This window comes from Amycolatopsis sp. NPDC047767 (assembly GCF_040704195.1).
Lineage (GTDB): Bacteria > Actinomycetota > Actinomycetes > Mycobacteriales > Pseudonocardiaceae > Amycolatopsis.
Window position 1 is genome coordinate 1 of the sequence record NZ_JBEYSJ010000050.1, and the last position, 15,423, is coordinate 15,423.

General features: G+C 70.7%; 15 protein-coding genes. 10 read left to right on the plus strand and 5 right to left on the minus strand.

From position 1 onward, the window contains the following. From AB0878_RS45660 to AB0878_RS45670, 3 genes are all read left to right on the plus strand, one after another. Positions 1–482: aldo/keto reductase (locus tag AB0878_RS45660; protein ID WP_366588984.1), on the plus strand; the 482-nt coding region annotated here is incomplete at its 5' end. Between the two features lie 205 nt (positions 483–687). Then, positions 688–1,983, plus strand: a complete 1,296-nt coding sequence (locus AB0878_RS45665) for an MFS transporter (protein ID WP_366588987.1) — start codon at positions 688–690, stop codon at positions 1,981–1,983. A gap of 203 nt (positions 1,984–2,186) precedes the next feature. Next, complete coding sequence (locus AB0878_RS45670; protein ID WP_366588989.1) at positions 2,187–3,263, plus strand: extracellular solute-binding protein; 1,077 nt, start codon at positions 2,187–2,189, stop codon at positions 3,261–3,263. Positions 3,264–3,313: 50 nt separating this feature from the next. Here the strand turns inward: AB0878_RS45670 and AB0878_RS45675 are convergent, their stop codons facing one another. Next, a complete protein-coding gene (locus AB0878_RS45675) occupies positions 3,314–4,561 on the minus strand; it encodes a hypothetical protein (protein ID WP_366588991.1) in 1,248 nt (415 codons plus the stop codon). Between the two features lie 163 nt (positions 4,562–4,724). On the opposite strand from AB0878_RS45675, the gene AB0878_RS45680 reads away from it, so the two are divergent. Next, positions 4,725–7,397, plus strand: coding sequence for an NACHT domain-containing protein (locus AB0878_RS45680; RefSeq protein WP_366588994.1), 2,673 nt, complete (start codon positions 4,725–4,727; stop codon positions 7,395–7,397). A gap of 80 nt (positions 7,398–7,477) precedes the next feature. Beyond that, the gene (locus AB0878_RS45685) at positions 7,478–7,930 is read left to right on the plus strand and encodes a MarR family transcriptional regulator (RefSeq protein WP_366588996.1); all 453 of its coding nucleotides are present in this window, start codon (positions 7,478–7,480) and stop codon (positions 7,928–7,930) included. A gap of 32 nt (positions 7,931–7,962) precedes the next feature. On the opposite strand, the gene AB0878_RS45690 is transcribed toward AB0878_RS45685, so the two are convergent. Beyond that, positions 7,963–8,814 (minus strand): LLM class F420-dependent oxidoreductase, encoded by an 852-nt coding sequence (locus AB0878_RS45690; RefSeq protein WP_366588998.1) that lies wholly within the window; start codon positions 8,812–8,814, stop codon positions 7,963–7,965. A gap of 30 nt (positions 8,815–8,844) precedes the next feature. Then, positions 8,845–9,699 carry a LysR substrate-binding domain-containing protein gene (locus AB0878_RS45695; protein WP_366589000.1) on the minus strand — a complete coding sequence of 285 codons (855 nt, stop codon included), beginning with the start codon at positions 9,697–9,699 and terminating at the stop codon, positions 8,845–8,847. 81 nt (positions 9,700–9,780) lie between these two features. Here AB0878_RS45695 and AB0878_RS45700 point away from each other — a divergent pair, with 81 nt between their 5' ends. The 4 genes from AB0878_RS45700 to AB0878_RS45715 all read left to right on the plus strand — a co-directional run bounded on the left by AB0878_RS45700 (position 9,781) and on the right by AB0878_RS45715 (position 13,477). After that, positions 9,781–10,761 carry a 4,5-dihydroxyphthalate decarboxylase gene (locus AB0878_RS45700; RefSeq protein ID WP_366589002.1) on the plus strand — a complete coding sequence of 327 codons (981 nt, stop codon included), beginning with the start codon at positions 9,781–9,783 and terminating at the stop codon, positions 10,759–10,761. 208 nt (positions 10,762–10,969) lie between these two features. After that, positions 10,970–11,146, plus strand: coding sequence for a hypothetical protein (locus tag AB0878_RS45705; protein WP_366589004.1), 177 nt, complete (start codon positions 10,970–10,972; stop codon positions 11,144–11,146). Positions 11,147–11,239: 93 nt separating this feature from the next. Further along, a complete protein-coding gene (locus tag AB0878_RS45710) occupies positions 11,240–13,195 on the plus strand; it encodes a KUP/HAK/KT family potassium transporter (protein ID WP_366589005.1) in 1,956 nt (651 codons plus the stop codon). 21 nt (positions 13,196–13,216) lie between these two features. After that, a complete protein-coding gene (locus AB0878_RS45715) occupies positions 13,217–13,477 on the plus strand; it encodes a hypothetical protein (RefSeq protein WP_366589008.1) in 261 nt (86 codons plus the stop codon). Here AB0878_RS45715 and AB0878_RS45720 read toward each other — a convergent pair. Then, complete coding sequence (locus AB0878_RS45720) at positions 13,474–13,623, minus strand: hypothetical protein (RefSeq protein ID WP_366589010.1); 150 nt, start codon at positions 13,621–13,623, stop codon at positions 13,474–13,476. The genes AB0878_RS45715 and AB0878_RS45720 overlap by 4 nt on opposite strands. Before the next feature lie 235 nt (positions 13,624–13,858). Continuing rightward, complete coding sequence (locus tag AB0878_RS45725) at positions 13,859–14,278, minus strand: GFA family protein (protein WP_366589013.1); 420 nt, start codon at positions 14,276–14,278, stop codon at positions 13,859–13,861. A 602-nt stretch (positions 14,279–14,880) separates the two neighbouring features. Between AB0878_RS45725 and AB0878_RS45730 the strand changes: the two genes are divergently transcribed. Then, positions 14,881–15,420: a patatin-like phospholipase family protein gene (locus AB0878_RS45730; RefSeq protein ID WP_366589015.1), complete on the plus strand. Its 540-nt coding sequence runs from the start codon at positions 14,881–14,883 to the stop codon at positions 15,418–15,420. Positions 15,421–15,423: the final 3 nt, after the last annotated feature.

Here is a 15,423-nt window from a genome sequence, read left to right on the forward strand (position 1 = left end):
ACGTCGCCACGTGGAAGGCGCTGGAGAAGCTCTACGCCGACGGCCGCGTGCGCGCCATCGGCGTGTCCAACTTCCAGCCGGCGCACCTGCGCCGCCTGTTCGACGAGGGCACCGTGGCGCCGGTGCTCAACCAGGTGGAGCTGCACCCGTATCTCGTGCAGCGGGAAGTGCGCGCCTTCGACGCCGAGCACGGCATCGCCACGGAGGCCTGGAGCCCGCTGGCCAAGGGCGGCGAACTGCTGAACGAGCCCGCGGTGACGCGGACGGCCGAGCGCCTCGGCCGCACGCCCGCCCAGGTGGTGCTGCGCTGGCACCTGCAGCTGGGCAACGTCGTGATCCCGAAATCCGTCACGCCCTCCCGCGTCGCCGAAAACCTCGACGTCTTCGACTTCACCCTCACCGACGCCGACGTGGCCGCCCTGTCGGCCCTCGACCGCGACGGGCGCACCGGGCCGGACCCGGACACGTTCGACCTGGTGTGAGCCCCGTCGACCGCGGACTGTGAACCGGGCGGCCATTCCCTTCGACGTGGTAAGGCCCGGCTCCAGTTCGACGCTGACAGCCTGTGCGGCGATGTCGACAGAACGTGCAGCGCATGTGGGGGCCACGGCGGCGCTCGGGGATCCCCCAGTCCTGGGGCCACCGCACTGAGCTGTCGAGGAGTGCACGACGAGGAGGGAGGGCATCATGACGGAAACCGAGGGGGAGATGTCGACGCGTGACGCAACCCGGGTGCGTGTGGTTTCGACATCGTCGTGCGCCGCGGCGTTCCCGATCCAGTCTGGGTCCGCCGGCGCGGCCGTCGCCACTGTGGAGCCCGGGAGCAAACGAGGCTGGGTCGCAGTAGGCGCCATCGCGCTCGGCGCGTTCATCGTCGTGATGACGGAGACGATGCCGGTGGGACTGCTGCCGCGGATCGCCGATGGATTGCACGTTTCGCTGGGCCTCGCGGGGTTGATGGTGCTCGTGCCGGGTTTCAGCGCCGCGGTGTCGGCGCCGCTGTTCTTCCTCGGCTCCGGCCGGTTCAACCGGCGCTCGGTCATCCTCGTGCTGGGGTTGACCGTGCTGGTGTCGAACGCGGTCGTCGCGGTCGCGCCGAACTTCGCCTTGGTGCTGATCGCCCGCATGTTCTTCGGCGCCACTCTCGGAGCCTTCTGGACGGTGGTCTCACCGGTCGGGCCCAAACTGGTGGGCCCCGCCGGCGGCACTCGCGCCATCACCATCATCGCGGCCGGTATTTCGGGTGGGACGGTGGTGGGGCTGCCGGCGGGACAGTTCCTCGGCGACCTCGTGGGCTGGCGTCTCACTTTCGCCGCCGCGGCGGCGGCGACGCTGCTTGTCGTGGTCGCGCAGGCGGTCGTACTGCCGGGTATCCCGCCGGACGGGCCCACGCACGTGCGGGATCTCGTCGCAGTGGTGACACGGCGGGCGGCACAGCTGGGGATGGCGGCGGGCGCGGTGGTGTTCATCGGGCAGTTCACCGCGTGGACGTACATCACCCCGTTCCTGATGGACCACACGCATCTGCCCGGCAGCGTGATCTCCCTGCTGTACGTCATCTACGGCTGCGGTGGCATCGTCGGCTCACTCATCGCCGGATCCCTGTTCAAGCGCACCGTGATCGGCAGCTTCGCCGGGGCGGCGACGGTGGTGGCCGCAATGGTCATCGGGCTCGCGAGCGTGGGGACTTTGCCCTGGCTGGCCGGCCTGTTGTTCGTGCTGTGGGGGTTGTTCTGGGGAATCGTGAACCCGGGAACGCTGGTCTGGATACTCGACGCGGCGGCCGAAACCCCGGAGGCCGCGTCGGCGGTCAATGTGACCAACCTTCAGATAGCCCTGGCGGCCGGGTCCGGTCTCGGGGCGGTCCTGGTTACGTCGACGAGCTTGCCCACTGTGTTCCTCACGGCCGGCTTCATCATTCTGGCCTCCGCCGTCCTCTCGGCGGTGGCGATGCGGTTCGTGACGCTCGCCCGCAGGGAGTAACGGGCGCTTCCTTCGGGAGGGGGCGGAAGTCGCGTGCACCAGCACCGCGGCCGCCACGTGCGGGCGAGCAGCTCCGACGAGAGGCCACTGGTTGACAAATAGTCCTACCAATAGTCCATACTGCTGAGCGTCGATTCGCACTCACGCCGAGGTGAGGCGCCGCCCCGTGTCGACGGGTGGTCGTCCGCGCCGAAGGGACGGGTATGAACGTGTGGCGCTCGATCTGCCGGCCGCTCGCGGCCCTGCTCCTGGTCACGGCGGTGGCCGCGTGTGGTGGTGGGGCGGGGGACGACTCGGCGGCCCAGGCCGCGGCCGACAAGCTGAGTCCCGCTCAGCTGGCGGCCGCCGCGGCCAAGGAGGGGGTCGTCGTGTGGTACACGACCTTCGCCGACACCGATGTGCAGCCCATCATCGCCGACTTCAACAAGACGTACCCGAACGTCAAGGTGAACGCGCTGCGGCCCAGCGCGTCCGAGCTGCCGCAGCGCATCATCACCGAACAGCGCGGCGGGAAGTACAACGCGGACGTCGTTTCCGGGGAGGGGCCGCAGATCGCGCAGCTCGTGCAGGCCGGTGCGTTGCAGCCTTATCAGCCGAAGGACGCGCCGCCGTTGCCGGACGGGCTGACGCTGCCGGCCGGGTACCGGGGGGTCGTCTACGTGCTGACCACGGTCCTGGCGTGGAACCCGGCCGTGGTGGCGCAGCGCGGACTGACGGCCCCGAGGTCGTGGGAAGACCTGACGCGGCCCGAGTGGAAGGGCCAATTCTCCATCGATCCGTACGCGGTGAACTGGTACGACAGCCTGATCATCGCCATGGGACACGACAAGGCGCTGGCGCTGCTGAAGGCGCTCGGGGCGAACTCACCGCGTTTCGTGCAGAGCCACACCGTGTCGCTGACGAACGTCCAGGCGGGCGAGCCGCCCGTCGCGGCGACCGCGTACGGCTACAAGGCCTCGGCGCTGAAGCGGAAGACCCCGGGCGAACTCGACTTCGCCAACGGCACTCCGCTGCCGGCTTCGCTCAGCCTGATCGACGTCGTGAAGAACTCGCCGCACCCCAACGCCGCCCGGCTTTTCGACGACTGGATCGTCTCGAAGGCCGGCCAGGAAGCCGTCGTCCGGATCACCAACCACACCTCGATCCGGACGGACGTCACGAACGACGCGGCCGTCTGGGACCCGGCCACCTGGGCCCCGGCGTGGAGTCACCCCGTGCTCGCGCAGGCGGACTACAACACCTACCTCGCGGAGATGAAAGCGGCGCTTCGCGCTCCGTGACAAGGAACGCGAAGCGCCCGGCCAGGTCAACCCGTCAACCCGTCAACCCGTCAGACCGGCAGGGAAGACAGCGGCACGGCGAACACCGAGCGCCCGCAGGTCTGGCCCTGGGCGGAACAATCCGTCGTCGACCATTCCGACTGGGACCACACCAGGCCGGTGGACCAGTCGTAGGTCAGGGCTTCCGGGTGGACTGCCCAGCGGGCCGTCGTCGCGGGGGACCCGCAGCTCGAGGAACTGCTGGCGGTGGTCGTCTGGGCCCAGAGCTGGCCGTTGAGGGTGGCGGAGCTGTGGGAGACGTACCACTTGCCGTTGTGCGAGAGGACGCCCTGCATGTTGCCGACGGAGCTGCGGAAGGCCTCGGTGGCCGCGGTGGTGCCCGAGCTCGCCAGGAGGTAGTCCGCGCCGGTGGGGTAGCGGTAGAGGCGGCCGTGGAGGGACTGATCGGCGAAGTACTCCGTGGTGACGATCGAGGCGGGCGAGGTGGTGCGGTCCAGGGACATCGAGGAGAAGCAGGGGACGCCGGTGTCCGACTGCATGCTGCAGGTGCCGCCGGCGTAGGTGTAGTAGCCGATTTGCATCATGGCGTACTTGTAGGTGTAGGCGGCGTACCCGGCGGACGTCTTGCCGATCGCGTTGGACGTCGTGTCGGTCATCTGCAGGATGTGCTTGGTGCTGAAGACGCGGATGGCGGTGGAGGTGTTGCCGACGGCCGTGACGTAGATCTTGTCGCCGTACCAGGCCATCCCGCCCATGTGGGCTTTGGCGGCGGTGAAGCTCGAGCCCGTGCTGTTCGGGACCGCGAGGTACACCATGCGGTTGGTGGGGGCGGCCGGCTTGTCGTAGTTGACGGCCATGATGCGGGCGTCGTCGTAGCGGCCGAGGGCGTCGCCGCTGTGCCAGCCGGACAGGATGATCTTGTCCGCGCCCCACATGCCGTCGTCGTCGGCGTCGCCGGAGGTGGTGATGCCCTGGGGGACCCAGGTGGCACTGTTCGCGCGGTCGGTGTCCCAGCAGAACGACGTGGTGGCTGCCGGCGCCTTCGGCAGCGCGGCCTTTTCGGCGGCGGTGCAGCCGGTGGTGGGGTAGCTGGGGTCGTTGACGACGGTGTTGAGGCTGACGTTGGGCAGCGCGTTGTCGAGCGCGGTCAACGCGGCGGCCGGGGTGGCGTGCCAGACCAGGCTCTGTTTCGTCGTGGTGGTCAGCGGATCGCTGTAGGCGGCGCTGGCGGTGCCGGGTATCGCGAGCGCGCCGGCGGCGACGGCCAGCACGAGGAGGAGCACTCGGGGAATTCGCATGAGAACCATTTCTGCATGCGATTCGGGAAAGTGTCAAACTGCGGCGTGAAACGAGTTTGTACGATTCTTGTACAATTCTTCGATAGGAATACGCTGGGGTCTTATTGGTGCTTTCAGGCGAAACCGGTGTCCGGCGGCGAGGCGATGGGATTGGATGAACGCCATGCCCGTCGAAACCGCGCTGATCGCGCTCGGCACCGTCGCCGTGCGGACGGCCACGAAGCTGTGGCTCGGCGACCACGAGATCGCCGCGGAGGTCGGCGCAGCCGTGGTCGACCGGCTGTCCGGGCAGCTTGCGAAGGAGCGCGACCGGCGCCGGCTCAAGCGGCTGCTGGACAACTTCGCCGAGGCCGTGGTCGACCGGATCGAGCCGATCGTCGACGTGGAGTTCCGCTCGCTGCCGGAGCACGAGAAGCTCGCGGCGATCGAGGCGGTGCGGGAGACGTTCGCGCTGGCGTCCGTCGACGACGCGGACCTGTTCGCGGCCGACCTCGATGCGGGGCACCTCGACCGCTCCATCCGGCAGCGGGTGCCGTCGCGGACCGCGCTGCTGTCGGCCGACGCGACGGCGTTGCACGACCTGCTGCTGCGCGAATGCTGCGGATACGTCATCGAGATCTCGCGCGGGCTGCCCGCGTTCTCGGCGAACGCGCTGACGGAGCTGCTGCAGCGCGACCGCGAGATGCTCGACGGCATCCGCGAGGTGCTCGCCCGCCTGCCGCAGCGCGACCGCGACGCCGGCTTCGACTACGACTACCGCCAGCTCGTGGCGCGCAAACTGGACCACGTCGAGATGTTCGGCGTGACCCTGGCCGACGCGAGCCGCCGGTACCCGCTGTCCGTCGCGTACATCGGGCTCACCGCGTCGACCGGCGAGCCCGGGCCGGTGCGGCGGGTGGAGGAGCTGCTGGCGGGCGCGCAGCGGGTGTTCATCCGTGGCGAGGCCGGGCTGGGCAAAACGACGCTGCTGCAGTGGATTGCCGTGCGCAGCGCGCTGGGTGACTTCCCCGAGCAGCCGGCGGGCTGGAACGCGACGGTGCCCTTCTTCATCCCGCTGCGCCGCTACGCCGGACGGGACCTGCCGAGCCCGGCGCAGTTCCTCGACGAGGGCGGCAGGTACATCGCGGACTCGATGCCGCCCGGTTACGTCGTGGAGAAGCTGCGCGACGGCAGCGCGGTGCTGCTGGTCGACGGCGTGGACGAGCTCGTCGCCGAACGCCGTGCAGAGGCCCGGGCGTGGCTGCGCGACCTGGTGGACGCCTTTCCTCTGGTCCGGGTGGTGGTCACGTCGCGGCCGTCCGGAGCGCACCCGCGGTGGCTGCACGGCGCGGGGTTCGTGGTGCTGGATCTGCAGCCGATGAACCGGGACGACGTCCGCCGGTTCGTCGGCCGGTGGCACCGCGCGATGCGGTCGATGCGGGCCGACGACGAATCGCGCCGGGCGCTCGACGAGTACGAGACGCGGTTGCTGGACCTGCTGGAAAGCCGCGGCCATCTGCGCAAGCTGGCCGGCTATCCGTTGCTGTGCGCGCTGTTGTGCGCGATGCACGAGGACCGGCGCGCCACGTTGCCCGCCAATCGCATGGAGCTCTACGACGTGGCGCTGCAGATGCTGCTGGAGCGGCGAGACGTCGAACGCCGGATCGAGCCGGTGGAAGGTCTGGGCCGCACCGAGAAGACGTTGCTGCTGGCCGATCTCGCGTACTGGCAGCTGCGCAACGGCTACGCCGACGTCGAGGCGCCGCGGGCGCTTTACCGCATCTCGCGACGGCTTTTCCAGATGCCGCAGGTGAAGGCGAGCATCCAGGACGTGTACCGGCACCTGCTGGAACGCTCGGGGCTGCTGCGCGAACCCGTGCAGGGCCGCGTCGACTTCGTGCACCGGACGTTCCAGGAGTACCTGGCGGCGCAGGACGCGATGAACACCGACGACGTGGGCACGGTCGTGCAGCACGGGCACCTCGACCAGTGGCACGAGGTCGTGGTGATGGCCGTCGGGCACGCGTCGCTGAGGCAACGCGAGGAGCTGCTGACCGGGCTGCTCGCGCGCGGCGACCTGCACCTGCTGGTGCTGGCGTCGCTGGAAACCGTGCCTGAGCTGAGCGGCGACCTGCGACGGGAGATCCAGCTGAAGACCGCGCGGCTGCTGCCACCGGCGTCGATGCACCAGGCGCGGGAAGTCGCGTCGGCGGGCGAGTTCGTGCTCGACCTGCTCGCCGCGTGCCGGCCGCAGACGATCGACGAGGTCACGGCGACCATCCGGGCGCTGGCGGAGACGCGGCTGGAGGAGGCGTTGCCGGTGATCGCGAAGTTCGCCTCGGATCCGCGGCCGCGGGTGTTCGCGGAGCTGCTGAACTGCGCGGAGCGCTTCGAGGAGCAGGCGTACGGCGAGGCGGTGCTGGCGAAGTCGTCGCGGACGAGCCTGCTCGTCGACGGCGAGCTCGGCCTGGCACCGGCACGGTACCTGGATTCGTTGAAGCAGCTGGAACTCGTGTACTTCAGCGCCGACGAGTCGCTTGTGGACCGTTACCGGGACTTGCGGCCGGTGCCGGATCTGCGGCTGTCGCGGTGGCCGGAGGAGAAGCTGTCGGTGATCGGGACGACGTTCCGGCTGGACAGCCTGAGTGTGCGGTTCATGGAGCTGACCGATCTCACGTGCCTGGGTTTCGTGGAGTCGGTGGAGGAGCTGAGGATCGAGGGCGGCGCGCTGCTGTCGTTCGCCGGGGTGGAGCGGTGGCGGGAGTCGCTGAAGCGGGTGTCGGTGGTGGGGTGCCCGACGGGGCTCGAGGCGCTGGCCGATCTGTGGCGGCGGCTGCCGGACGTCGTGCGGATGTGAGTCAGACGCGTTCGCGCGGGTGACTCCGAGGCCGACCTCCGTATCGGATGAAACCGTATCAGCCGAGGTAGAGTGCGGGCATGAGTGGGAAGCCGCGGGCCACCGGCCGGCCGGGGGACGACTCGCCGTTCGCGCTGGGGCTGTTGCTGCGGCGGGCGCACGCGCGGGTGGCGAGCACGATGACGGCCGCCCTGCGGCCGCACGGGCTGGATCTGCGGCACTTCGCCGTGCTGATCATCCTGGTGGATCGTGGGCCGACGACGCAGCGGGACCTCGTCGAGGCGACCGGTTCGGACAAGGCCGGCATCATGCGGGTCGTCGACGACCTGGAGGAGAAGGGGTTCGCGGTCCGCAAGTCCGTGCCGGGCGACCGGCGGGTGCGCGAGGTCGAGATCACCGAGGCCGGGCTGAGGGCGTTCGACGCGGCGCACGACGACGCGGCGGGCCCGGCGCAGGCGCTGGTGTCGCACCTGCGGCCGGGTGAGCCGGCGAAGCTGCTGGAGCTGCTGACGCGGTTCGCATACCCCGAATAACCGGAGCGGATGCGGCCACGGTGTCGTGAGTTTCACATGGGGAGCCAGCGGTCGGCCAGCGCCGATACCCACTCGCCGGCGACGGCCGGGTCGTCCGGCGGGCCGGCGACGAGCACCAGTTCGTCGACGCCCAGCGCGGCCAGCTGCGCGATGTCTTCGGGTTGCGGATCGCGCAGGGCGACGGCGATCCGCAGGTCGGCGAGGTCGCGCCCTTGTGCCCCGAGGAAAGCCAGGCGGTCGGCGACCTCGGGAACGCCGTCGAGGTTGAAGCCGTACCAGCCGTCGCCCAAGGTGGCGGCGCGGCGCAGGGCGGAGTCGCTGTTGCCGCCGAAGACGATCGGGATCGTGGGCCGCGGGGGCTTCGGGTAGACGCGGATCGAGTCGAACCGGACGAAGTCGCCGGTGAAGGAGGCGACGTCTTCGCGCCACAACGTGCGCAGGGCGGCGACGTACTCCTCCGTCCGCGCCGCCCGCCGCGCGAAGGGCACGCCGAGGGCGTCGAACTCCTCGCGCGACCAGCCGACGCCCACGCCGAGGGTGAGACGGCCGCCGGACAACACGTCGAGGCTGGCGGCCTGCTTGGCGACGACGACGGGGTTGTGTTCCGGCAGCAGGAGAACACCCGTGGCCACGCGGATGGTCGACGTGGCCGCGGCGGCGAAACTGAGGCCGATCAAGGGATCGAGCCAGTCCGCCTCCGCCGGGACGGCGATCCGGCCGTCGGCCGAGTACGGGTAGCGCGAGGACGCGCGGTCGACCATCACCACGTGCTCGCCCGACCACAGCGTCGCGAAGCCGGTCGCCTCGGCCGCCACGGCGACCGCGTCGATCACGGCCCGGCGGGCGCCGGCGCCGATGCCCAGTGCGTGCAGGCCGAGCTGCATCGGACCAGCTTCGCACACTCCGGGCGGGCATCAGGCGCGCTGACTGTCCGCGGCGACGCGGACGAAGCTGCGGACCTGCGGGCCCGCGCCCGTTTTCGGCCACGCCACGACGAGGTCGCTGGGCGCGTGATCGGACAGCGGGATGGCGACGAGGCCCGCGGGCAGCGGCTGGTCGGCCGGCGCGAGGGCGGCCGTGCCGTTCCAGGTGACGGCGTGGAGGCATTCGCGGATGGTGCGCAGCACGGGTGCGCCGGGGCCGGGTGGGCCGCCGGTCCAGAAGGACGTCCACGCCGGGTCGGTGGCGTCGGGGAGGTGGACCCAGCCGTGGGCGGCGAGGTCCGCGGCCGAAACTGTCGTGCGGGCGGCGAGCGGGTCGTCGGAGCGCAGGACGACGGCGACGGGGACCGTGCGCAGGACGTGGGTCGAGATGCCGGTGGTGTCGAACGGGGTGCGGGTGAGCGCGACGTCGACCAGGCCCGCGCGCAGCCCCGCGGTCGGGTCGGTGAGGTCGGTTTCGCGCACGGTGATTTCGACGTGCGGGTGGTGCTCGCGGAACCGGGGGACCAGCTGGGCGCCGACGAACTCGGCCGCGTCGGCGAGGGTGCCGACGACGAGCCGCGCGGTGCCGGCCGCGGCGGTCACGCGGCCGCGGATGCGGTCGGCCCGGGCGAGGAGCGCGACGGCGTCTTCGTGGAGAACCGCGCCGGCGGCGGTGAGGGTGACGCCTTTGGGTGTGCGCTCGAACAAGGTCGCGCCGAGCTCGTCCTCCAGCTGCCGCAACGCGCGGCTGAGCGGGGGCTGGCTCATGTGCAGCCGCCGCGCCGCACGGCCGACGTGCCGCTCCTCGGCCACCGCGACGAAGTACCGCAGCACGCGCAGGTCCACCTCGATACGATACCCGTGGGGTATCGGATCGTCGAAAACGGTCTTGGCCGAGAGCGCCCGGACCGGCCGACGATCGAAGGCATGGACAAGACACTCACCATCGGCTGCTACCGCTACGACACCACGCAGGCGCTGTTCGACGGCAGCTTCGGCGCGACCGTGCGGACCGCCCCCACCCTGCCCGAGATCTTCGAACGCGCGATCCGCGAGCACGAGTTCGACGTCGCCGAGCTCGGCCTCACGTTCTTCCTGCGACTGGTCGGCGAAGGCCTGCCGTACGTGGCGCTGCCGATCTTCCCCAACCGCGTGTTCCGGCATTCGTGCGTCTTCGTCAACACCCACGCCGGCATCACCGGGCCGGGCGACCTCGCCGGCCGGACGATCGGCGAGTTCGGCACGTACGGCCAGGACTCCGGCGTCTGGGCCAAGGGAATCCTCGCCGACGAGTACGGCTTCGAGCCCGAGCGCAACCGGTGGGTGATCGGCGGGCTGGAGCACCCGGCGCCGCCGTTCGGCTTCATCCCGCACCCGCGTCCGTCCGGCCTGGACGTTTCCGACGCGCCCGCGGGGAAAACGCTCAACGCGATGCTCGACGCGGGTGAGATCGACGCGCTGTTCTCCGCCAACGTGCCCCAATGCGTGCTCGACGGGTCGCCGAACGTCGCCCGTCTGTTCCCCGACTTCGAGCCGCTCGAACGCGACTACCACCGGCGCACGGGGATCTTCCCGATCATGCACACCATCGTCGTCCGGCGCGAGCTCCTCGCCCAGCGGCCGGGCCTCGCGCGTGAGCTCTACGCCGTGTTCACCGCCGCCAAGGACACCGCCGCCGACCGCTACCGGCGTGACCGCAGGCTCTACCAGGTCCCGGCGATGGTGCCGTGGCTCAACGCCCTCGTGGAGCGCAACGAGGAGCAGTTCACCGGAGACTGGTGGCCCTATGGCATCGAGGCCAACCGCACTGCTCTCGACACCTACCTGCGCTACCACCACGAACAGGGCCTGTCCGAGCGCCGGCAGCGGATCGAGGAGGTCTTCGCGGCCGACCTCCTCGACACCTGACCGTCTACAAGGGATCAGAGGCCAAGACCGCCGGCGCCGCAGCAACCCGCGGACCAGCAGCGGCAGGCAGATCTCGCCGCCGTTCACCGCCGCTCACGCGGCAGACCTCGCGGACTGGCTCCGGCGATCGGTCGCCGGCACGGTGGTCCCGGCAGCCGACTCGGGCTGGGGCGACCCGCGGCTGCAGGCGCTGCTGTCCCGTGCGTCGATGTCCACGCCGACCGCGCGCTGCGTGGTCGGCGCGACCGCTGATCACGAGGCCGGCCGGACACCGATCCGTGCGGCGATGACGACGGCACTCGCCCGGGTCGGCACGCTCGAGGTGGCCGACGAGCTGGGGCCAGTTGACCGTGACCGTCGCACTGGAACACGTCCGGGCTTCTGACACGGCCGTTGATCTTCCGGTGCCCTGCACCTCGGCCCGGTAGGGTTCCCCCCGATGCCGGGGCTGTGCCCGCTCGCGCCGAGGAGGAAGACCGTGACCGAGGGCCGGAAGGCGACCACGACGGGGGACGGGCCGGCCGCCCGGGCGCGGCTCGCGCGGGACTCCGTGAAGCTGGCCGTGGTGGTCGGGGCGCTGGGAGTCGTGTTCGGCGACATCGGGACGAGCCCCATCTACACGCTGCAGACGGTGTTCAGCCCGAGCGACCCGCACCCGGTGCCGGTGAGCGCGCAGAACGTGTTCGGGGTCGTGTCGCTGATCTTCTGGTCCGTGACGATCATCGTGACCGTCACGTACGTGCTGCTGGCGATGCGCGCGGACAACGACGGCGAGGGCGGCATCATGGCCCTGATCACCCTGCTGCGCCGCCGCGGCGGGCAGGGGCGGCGGCGGGTGGCCGTGGTGCTGGCGGGGCTGGGCATCTTCGGCGCGTCACTGTTCTTCGGCGACAGCATGATCACCCCCGCGATCTCGGTGCTGTCGGCGGTGGAGGGCCTCAAGGTCGTCGACGACGCGTTCGAGAGCTGGGTCGTGCCGATCACCGCGGTGATCATCGTGGTGCTGTTCCTGGTGCAACGCCGGGGTACCGCGGCTGTCGGGCGGGTGTTCGGGCCGGTGATGATCACGTGGTTCACCGTGATCGGCCTGACCGGCGTGACGGGCATCGTCAAGCACCCGGCGATCCTCGAGGCGCTCTCGCCGACGTACGCGCTGGACTTCATGGTCGGCCACTTCGACATCGCCTTCTTCGCGCTCGCCGCCGTCGTGCTGTCGGTCACCGGCGCTGAAGCGCTGTACGCGGACATGGGCCACTTCGGCCGCCGCGCCATCACGCGCGGCTGGCTGTTCCTCGTGTTCCCCGCGTGTGTGCTCAACTACTTCGGCCAGGGCGCGCTGATCCTCGAAGACCAGGCCAACCTGAGCAGCCCGTTCTTCCTGCTCGTCCCCGGCTGGGCGCGGCTGCCGCTCGTGCTGCTGGCCACGGCGGCGACGGTGATCGCTTCGCAGGCCGTGATCACCGGGGCGTACTCGGTCGCGTCGCAGGCCGCGCAGCTCGGGTACCTGCCGCGGCTGCGGATCGCGCACACGTCGGAGACCGAACGCGGCCAGATCTACGTGCCGTGGATCAACTGGCTGCTGATGTTTTCCGTGCTGACGCTCGTGTTCGCGTTCCGCAGCTCGTCGGCGCTGGCCTACGCGTTCGGCATGGCCGTGACCGCCACGATCACCATCACCACGTTGCTGTTCTTCTACATCGCCCGATCGAAGTGGAGCACGCCGCCGTGGCTGCTCTGGATCGGCGGGACTGTGCTGCTGGTGGTGGACCTGCTGTTCGTCGCCGCCAACCTCACCAAGCTCGTCCACGGCGCGTGGCTGCCGCTGCTCATCGGCCTCACCGCGTTCACGGTCATGACCACCTGGCAGCGCGGCCGCCACATCGTGACGGCCGAGCGCAGCCGGCAGGAAGGGTCGCTGCGCGGGTTCGTCGACAAGCTGCGCAACGGCGAGTCGCCGACGCAGACCGTGCCCGGCACGGCCGTGTTCCTCAACCGCGGCAACGACAGCGCGCCGCTGGCCATGCGCGCCAACGTGGAGCACAACCACGTGCGCCACGAACACGTGGTGATCATGTCGCTGGAAACCGAGCCCGTGCCCCGGATCCCGGACACCGAACGGATCTCCGTCGACGACCTCGGTTACGCGGACGACGGCATCACCCACGTCACGGCCCGCTTCGGCTACATGGAAACCCCGGACGTGCCGCGCACGCTCGCACTCGTCGACCCGGCCGCCACCGAAGGCCGCCTGCAGGTCGACGACGCGTCCTACTTCCTGTCCAAGATCGAGCTGCGCCGCGGCGACGAACCGACGATGGCGGCCTGGCGCAAGCGCCTGTTCATCGCCACGTCCTACATCACCGCCGACGCGGCCGAGTACTTCGCGCTGCCCCGCGAGCGGACCGTGATCATGGGTTCGCACATCGACGTTTAGCGCGTCAGGAAGGAGCCGACGATGACCGACCCCGATGGGGAAGCCCTGCGCGCGGCGGCCGCCCGAGGAGACTCCGACGCCGTCGACCAGCTGATCGAGCTGGCCGCCGAACGCGGCGACGCGGCCGAGCTGCGCCAGTGGGCCGCCGGCGGCAGCTCCGACGCCGCCGATCTGCTCGTCGAGCTGGCGACCGAACGCGAGGACCACGACGAGCTGCGCCGCCTGGCCTTGGCCGGCAACACGACGGCCGCGGAAGTGCTGGCGGAGCTGGAAAGCGACTAACGCGCCTCTGCGTCGCCGCGCGGCGGGATGTCGCGGGCGAAAGGGTCGTCGTCGTGGGAGTCGAGCCACGCGCCGGCGAGGCGGAGCAACAGCGCCACCAGCACGAAACCGCCGATCGCGACCAGGGTGAACGTCAGGCCGGTCATCCGTCCATCGTGCGGCGGCGGGGTGCGTCGGGCTCGAGTCCGGACGGAACTTTGACGCCCGGGAAGGGCTCGTTGACGGCGTTTTGCCTCGTTGCGGACTTTCGTGCCGCGGGCTACTGAGCCGCGTGGCTCTCGTAGGCGCCGCGGGCGGCCAGTGCGCGCAGCACTGCCTTCGGTCGGCAGGCAGGTGGTCACGCCGTGACTGTCCGGCTCGCGGCATCACCGCGAAAGCCGGCTAGTGCGCGTCGCCGGTGAAGCGGGGGCGGGTGGGGTGCGGGGTGAGCCAGTCTTGGGCGCGGCGCCACCACACGTCGGCGGTGGGGGTGAGGCCCGTGCGGTCGTCGAGGGTGCCGGCTTTGACGATGAGGGTTTCGGGGTGTTCGTGGAGGATCGTGAAGATCGGCGTGCCGCAGTCGCCGCAGAAGAGGCGGTCGCGCAGGTGGCCGTTCTCGGTGCCGGTGGTGTGGTGCACCTTGGGGGTGCCCTCGATCTTCACGGCGTCGCGGGCCACCAGGACGTTCTGCGAGAACGCCGAGCCGGTGTGGCGCTGGCAGTCGTCGCAGTGGCACAGGACGACACCGGTGGGCTCGGCGTCGAAGCGGTAGGTGATGGCGCCGCAGAGGCAGTGGCCGGTGCGGGAAGTGGTGGGGGTCATGGGAAATCTCCTTCTCCCGGCTCGGCGACCGATGCCGGAGTCGCACGTGGACGGTCCCGCGTGGCTGTGCCTCGAGTATTGCGACGGAAGAAGGTCCGAACCTGCCCTTGCCGAACGGGCGGACGCCGTGAGTACCACCGCCGGGGACAGGCTCGTCCCGGGAGAAAGTCCACAGCGGTAGACATCGTCTGTAGACATCAGGCGTAGACTAAGTGGGAGACGGTACCCGCAAGCCCGCGAGCGGGGTGGTTCGTGTCTCGGCAACCGTGAAGGAGAACGTGCCATGTCCCGATCCCACGAGGCTCCTCCGCCGACCGCGCTCGTCCTCGGCGGCGGTGGTCCGGTCGGCGCCGCGTGGATGTCGGCCTGTCCGGGTCCGGGGTCGTCGTGGGCACCTCGGCCGGGTCGATCGTCGGTGCGTGGCTGACGATGGAGCCGGCCGGGCTGACGGCGGTGCCGGCGAAGATGCGGGAGCGCGCGGCCTGGCGCGCCCGGAACGTCGCCGCCGGGCAAGGGGACCGGGCGCTGTTCCAGAGCCTCGCCCAGGACACCTCGGAGGGACCCGAGCGGGCGCGGCGGATCGGGCGGCCGCGATCGCCGCGGTGCCGCCGATTTCGGCGGAGCAGGCCGACGAGCTGTGGTCCTGGGCGTTGCCGGCCGGCCCGTGGCCGCGCCGGCTCCGGATCACCGCGGTGAGCACGGACACCGGCCTCGCCCGCGGGTGGTCGACGGCGGACGGGATCTCCGTCGCCGTCCCGGTGGCCTGTTCGTCGGCGGCGCCGGGCGTCGCACCGCCGGTGCGCGTGGCCGGCGCGACCTGGGTCGACGGGGGCGTGCGCTCGGGTACCAACGCCGACCTGGCCGTCGATCCGCAGTGGCACGAAGGCGGTGCCGCGGAGCCGGGCCGGGTGCTCGTGGTGGCGCCGATGCCGTCCGCAAATCTCGCGCGGGAGGAGGCTTTCCTCACCGCACGAGGTCACCGCGTACGGGTGATCACGGCGGATCCGTTCTACGAGAAGCCCCACGATCTTGTCGACGCGCGGTTCATCGACGTCGGGGCCGAGGCGGGCGCGCGGCAGGCGGACGGCCTGTCCGACGACCTGCTGACGTGGTGGCACGAGCCCGCGCGCAGCCTCGACTGAAAT

Bases quoted from the DNA above. Each gene is read 5' to 3' on its own strand.
- AB0878_RS45715 (WP_366589008.1), top strand. From the start codon at position 13,217: ATGACCGACCCCGATGGGGAAGCCCTGCGCGCGGCGGCCGCCCGAGGA.
- AB0878_RS45720 (WP_366589010.1), bottom strand. From the start codon at position 13,623: ATGACCGGCCTGACGTTCACCCTGGTCGCGATCGGCGGTTTCGTGCTG.
- AB0878_RS45665 (WP_366588987.1), top strand. From the start codon at position 688: ATGACGGAAACCGAGGGGGAGATGTCGACGCGTGACGCAACCCGGGTG.
- AB0878_RS45680 (WP_366588994.1), top strand. From the start codon at position 4,725: ATGCCCGTCGAAACCGCGCTGATCGCGCTCGGCACCGTCGCCGTGCGG.
- AB0878_RS45705 (WP_366589004.1), top strand. From the start codon at position 10,970: ATGTCCACGCCGACCGCGCGCTGCGTGGTCGGCGCGACCGCTGATCAC.
- AB0878_RS45685 (WP_366588996.1), top strand. From the start codon at position 7,478: ATGAGTGGGAAGCCGCGGGCCACCGGCCGGCCGGGGGACGACTCGCCG.
- AB0878_RS45700 (WP_366589002.1), top strand. From the start codon at position 9,781: ATGGACAAGACACTCACCATCGGCTGCTACCGCTACGACACCACGCAG.
- AB0878_RS45670 (WP_366588989.1), top strand. From the start codon at position 2,187: ATGAACGTGTGGCGCTCGATCTGCCGGCCGCTCGCGGCCCTGCTCCTG.
- AB0878_RS45690 (WP_366588998.1), bottom strand. From the start codon at position 8,814: ATGCAGCTCGGCCTGCACGCACTGGGCATCGGCGCCGGCGCCCGCCGG.
- AB0878_RS45725 (WP_366589013.1), bottom strand. From the start codon at position 14,278: ATGACCCCCACCACTTCCCGCACCGGCCACTGCCTCTGCGGCGCCATC.
- AB0878_RS45675 (WP_366588991.1), bottom strand. From the start codon at position 4,561: ATGCGAATTCCCCGAGTGCTCCTCCTCGTGCTGGCCGTCGCCGCCGGC.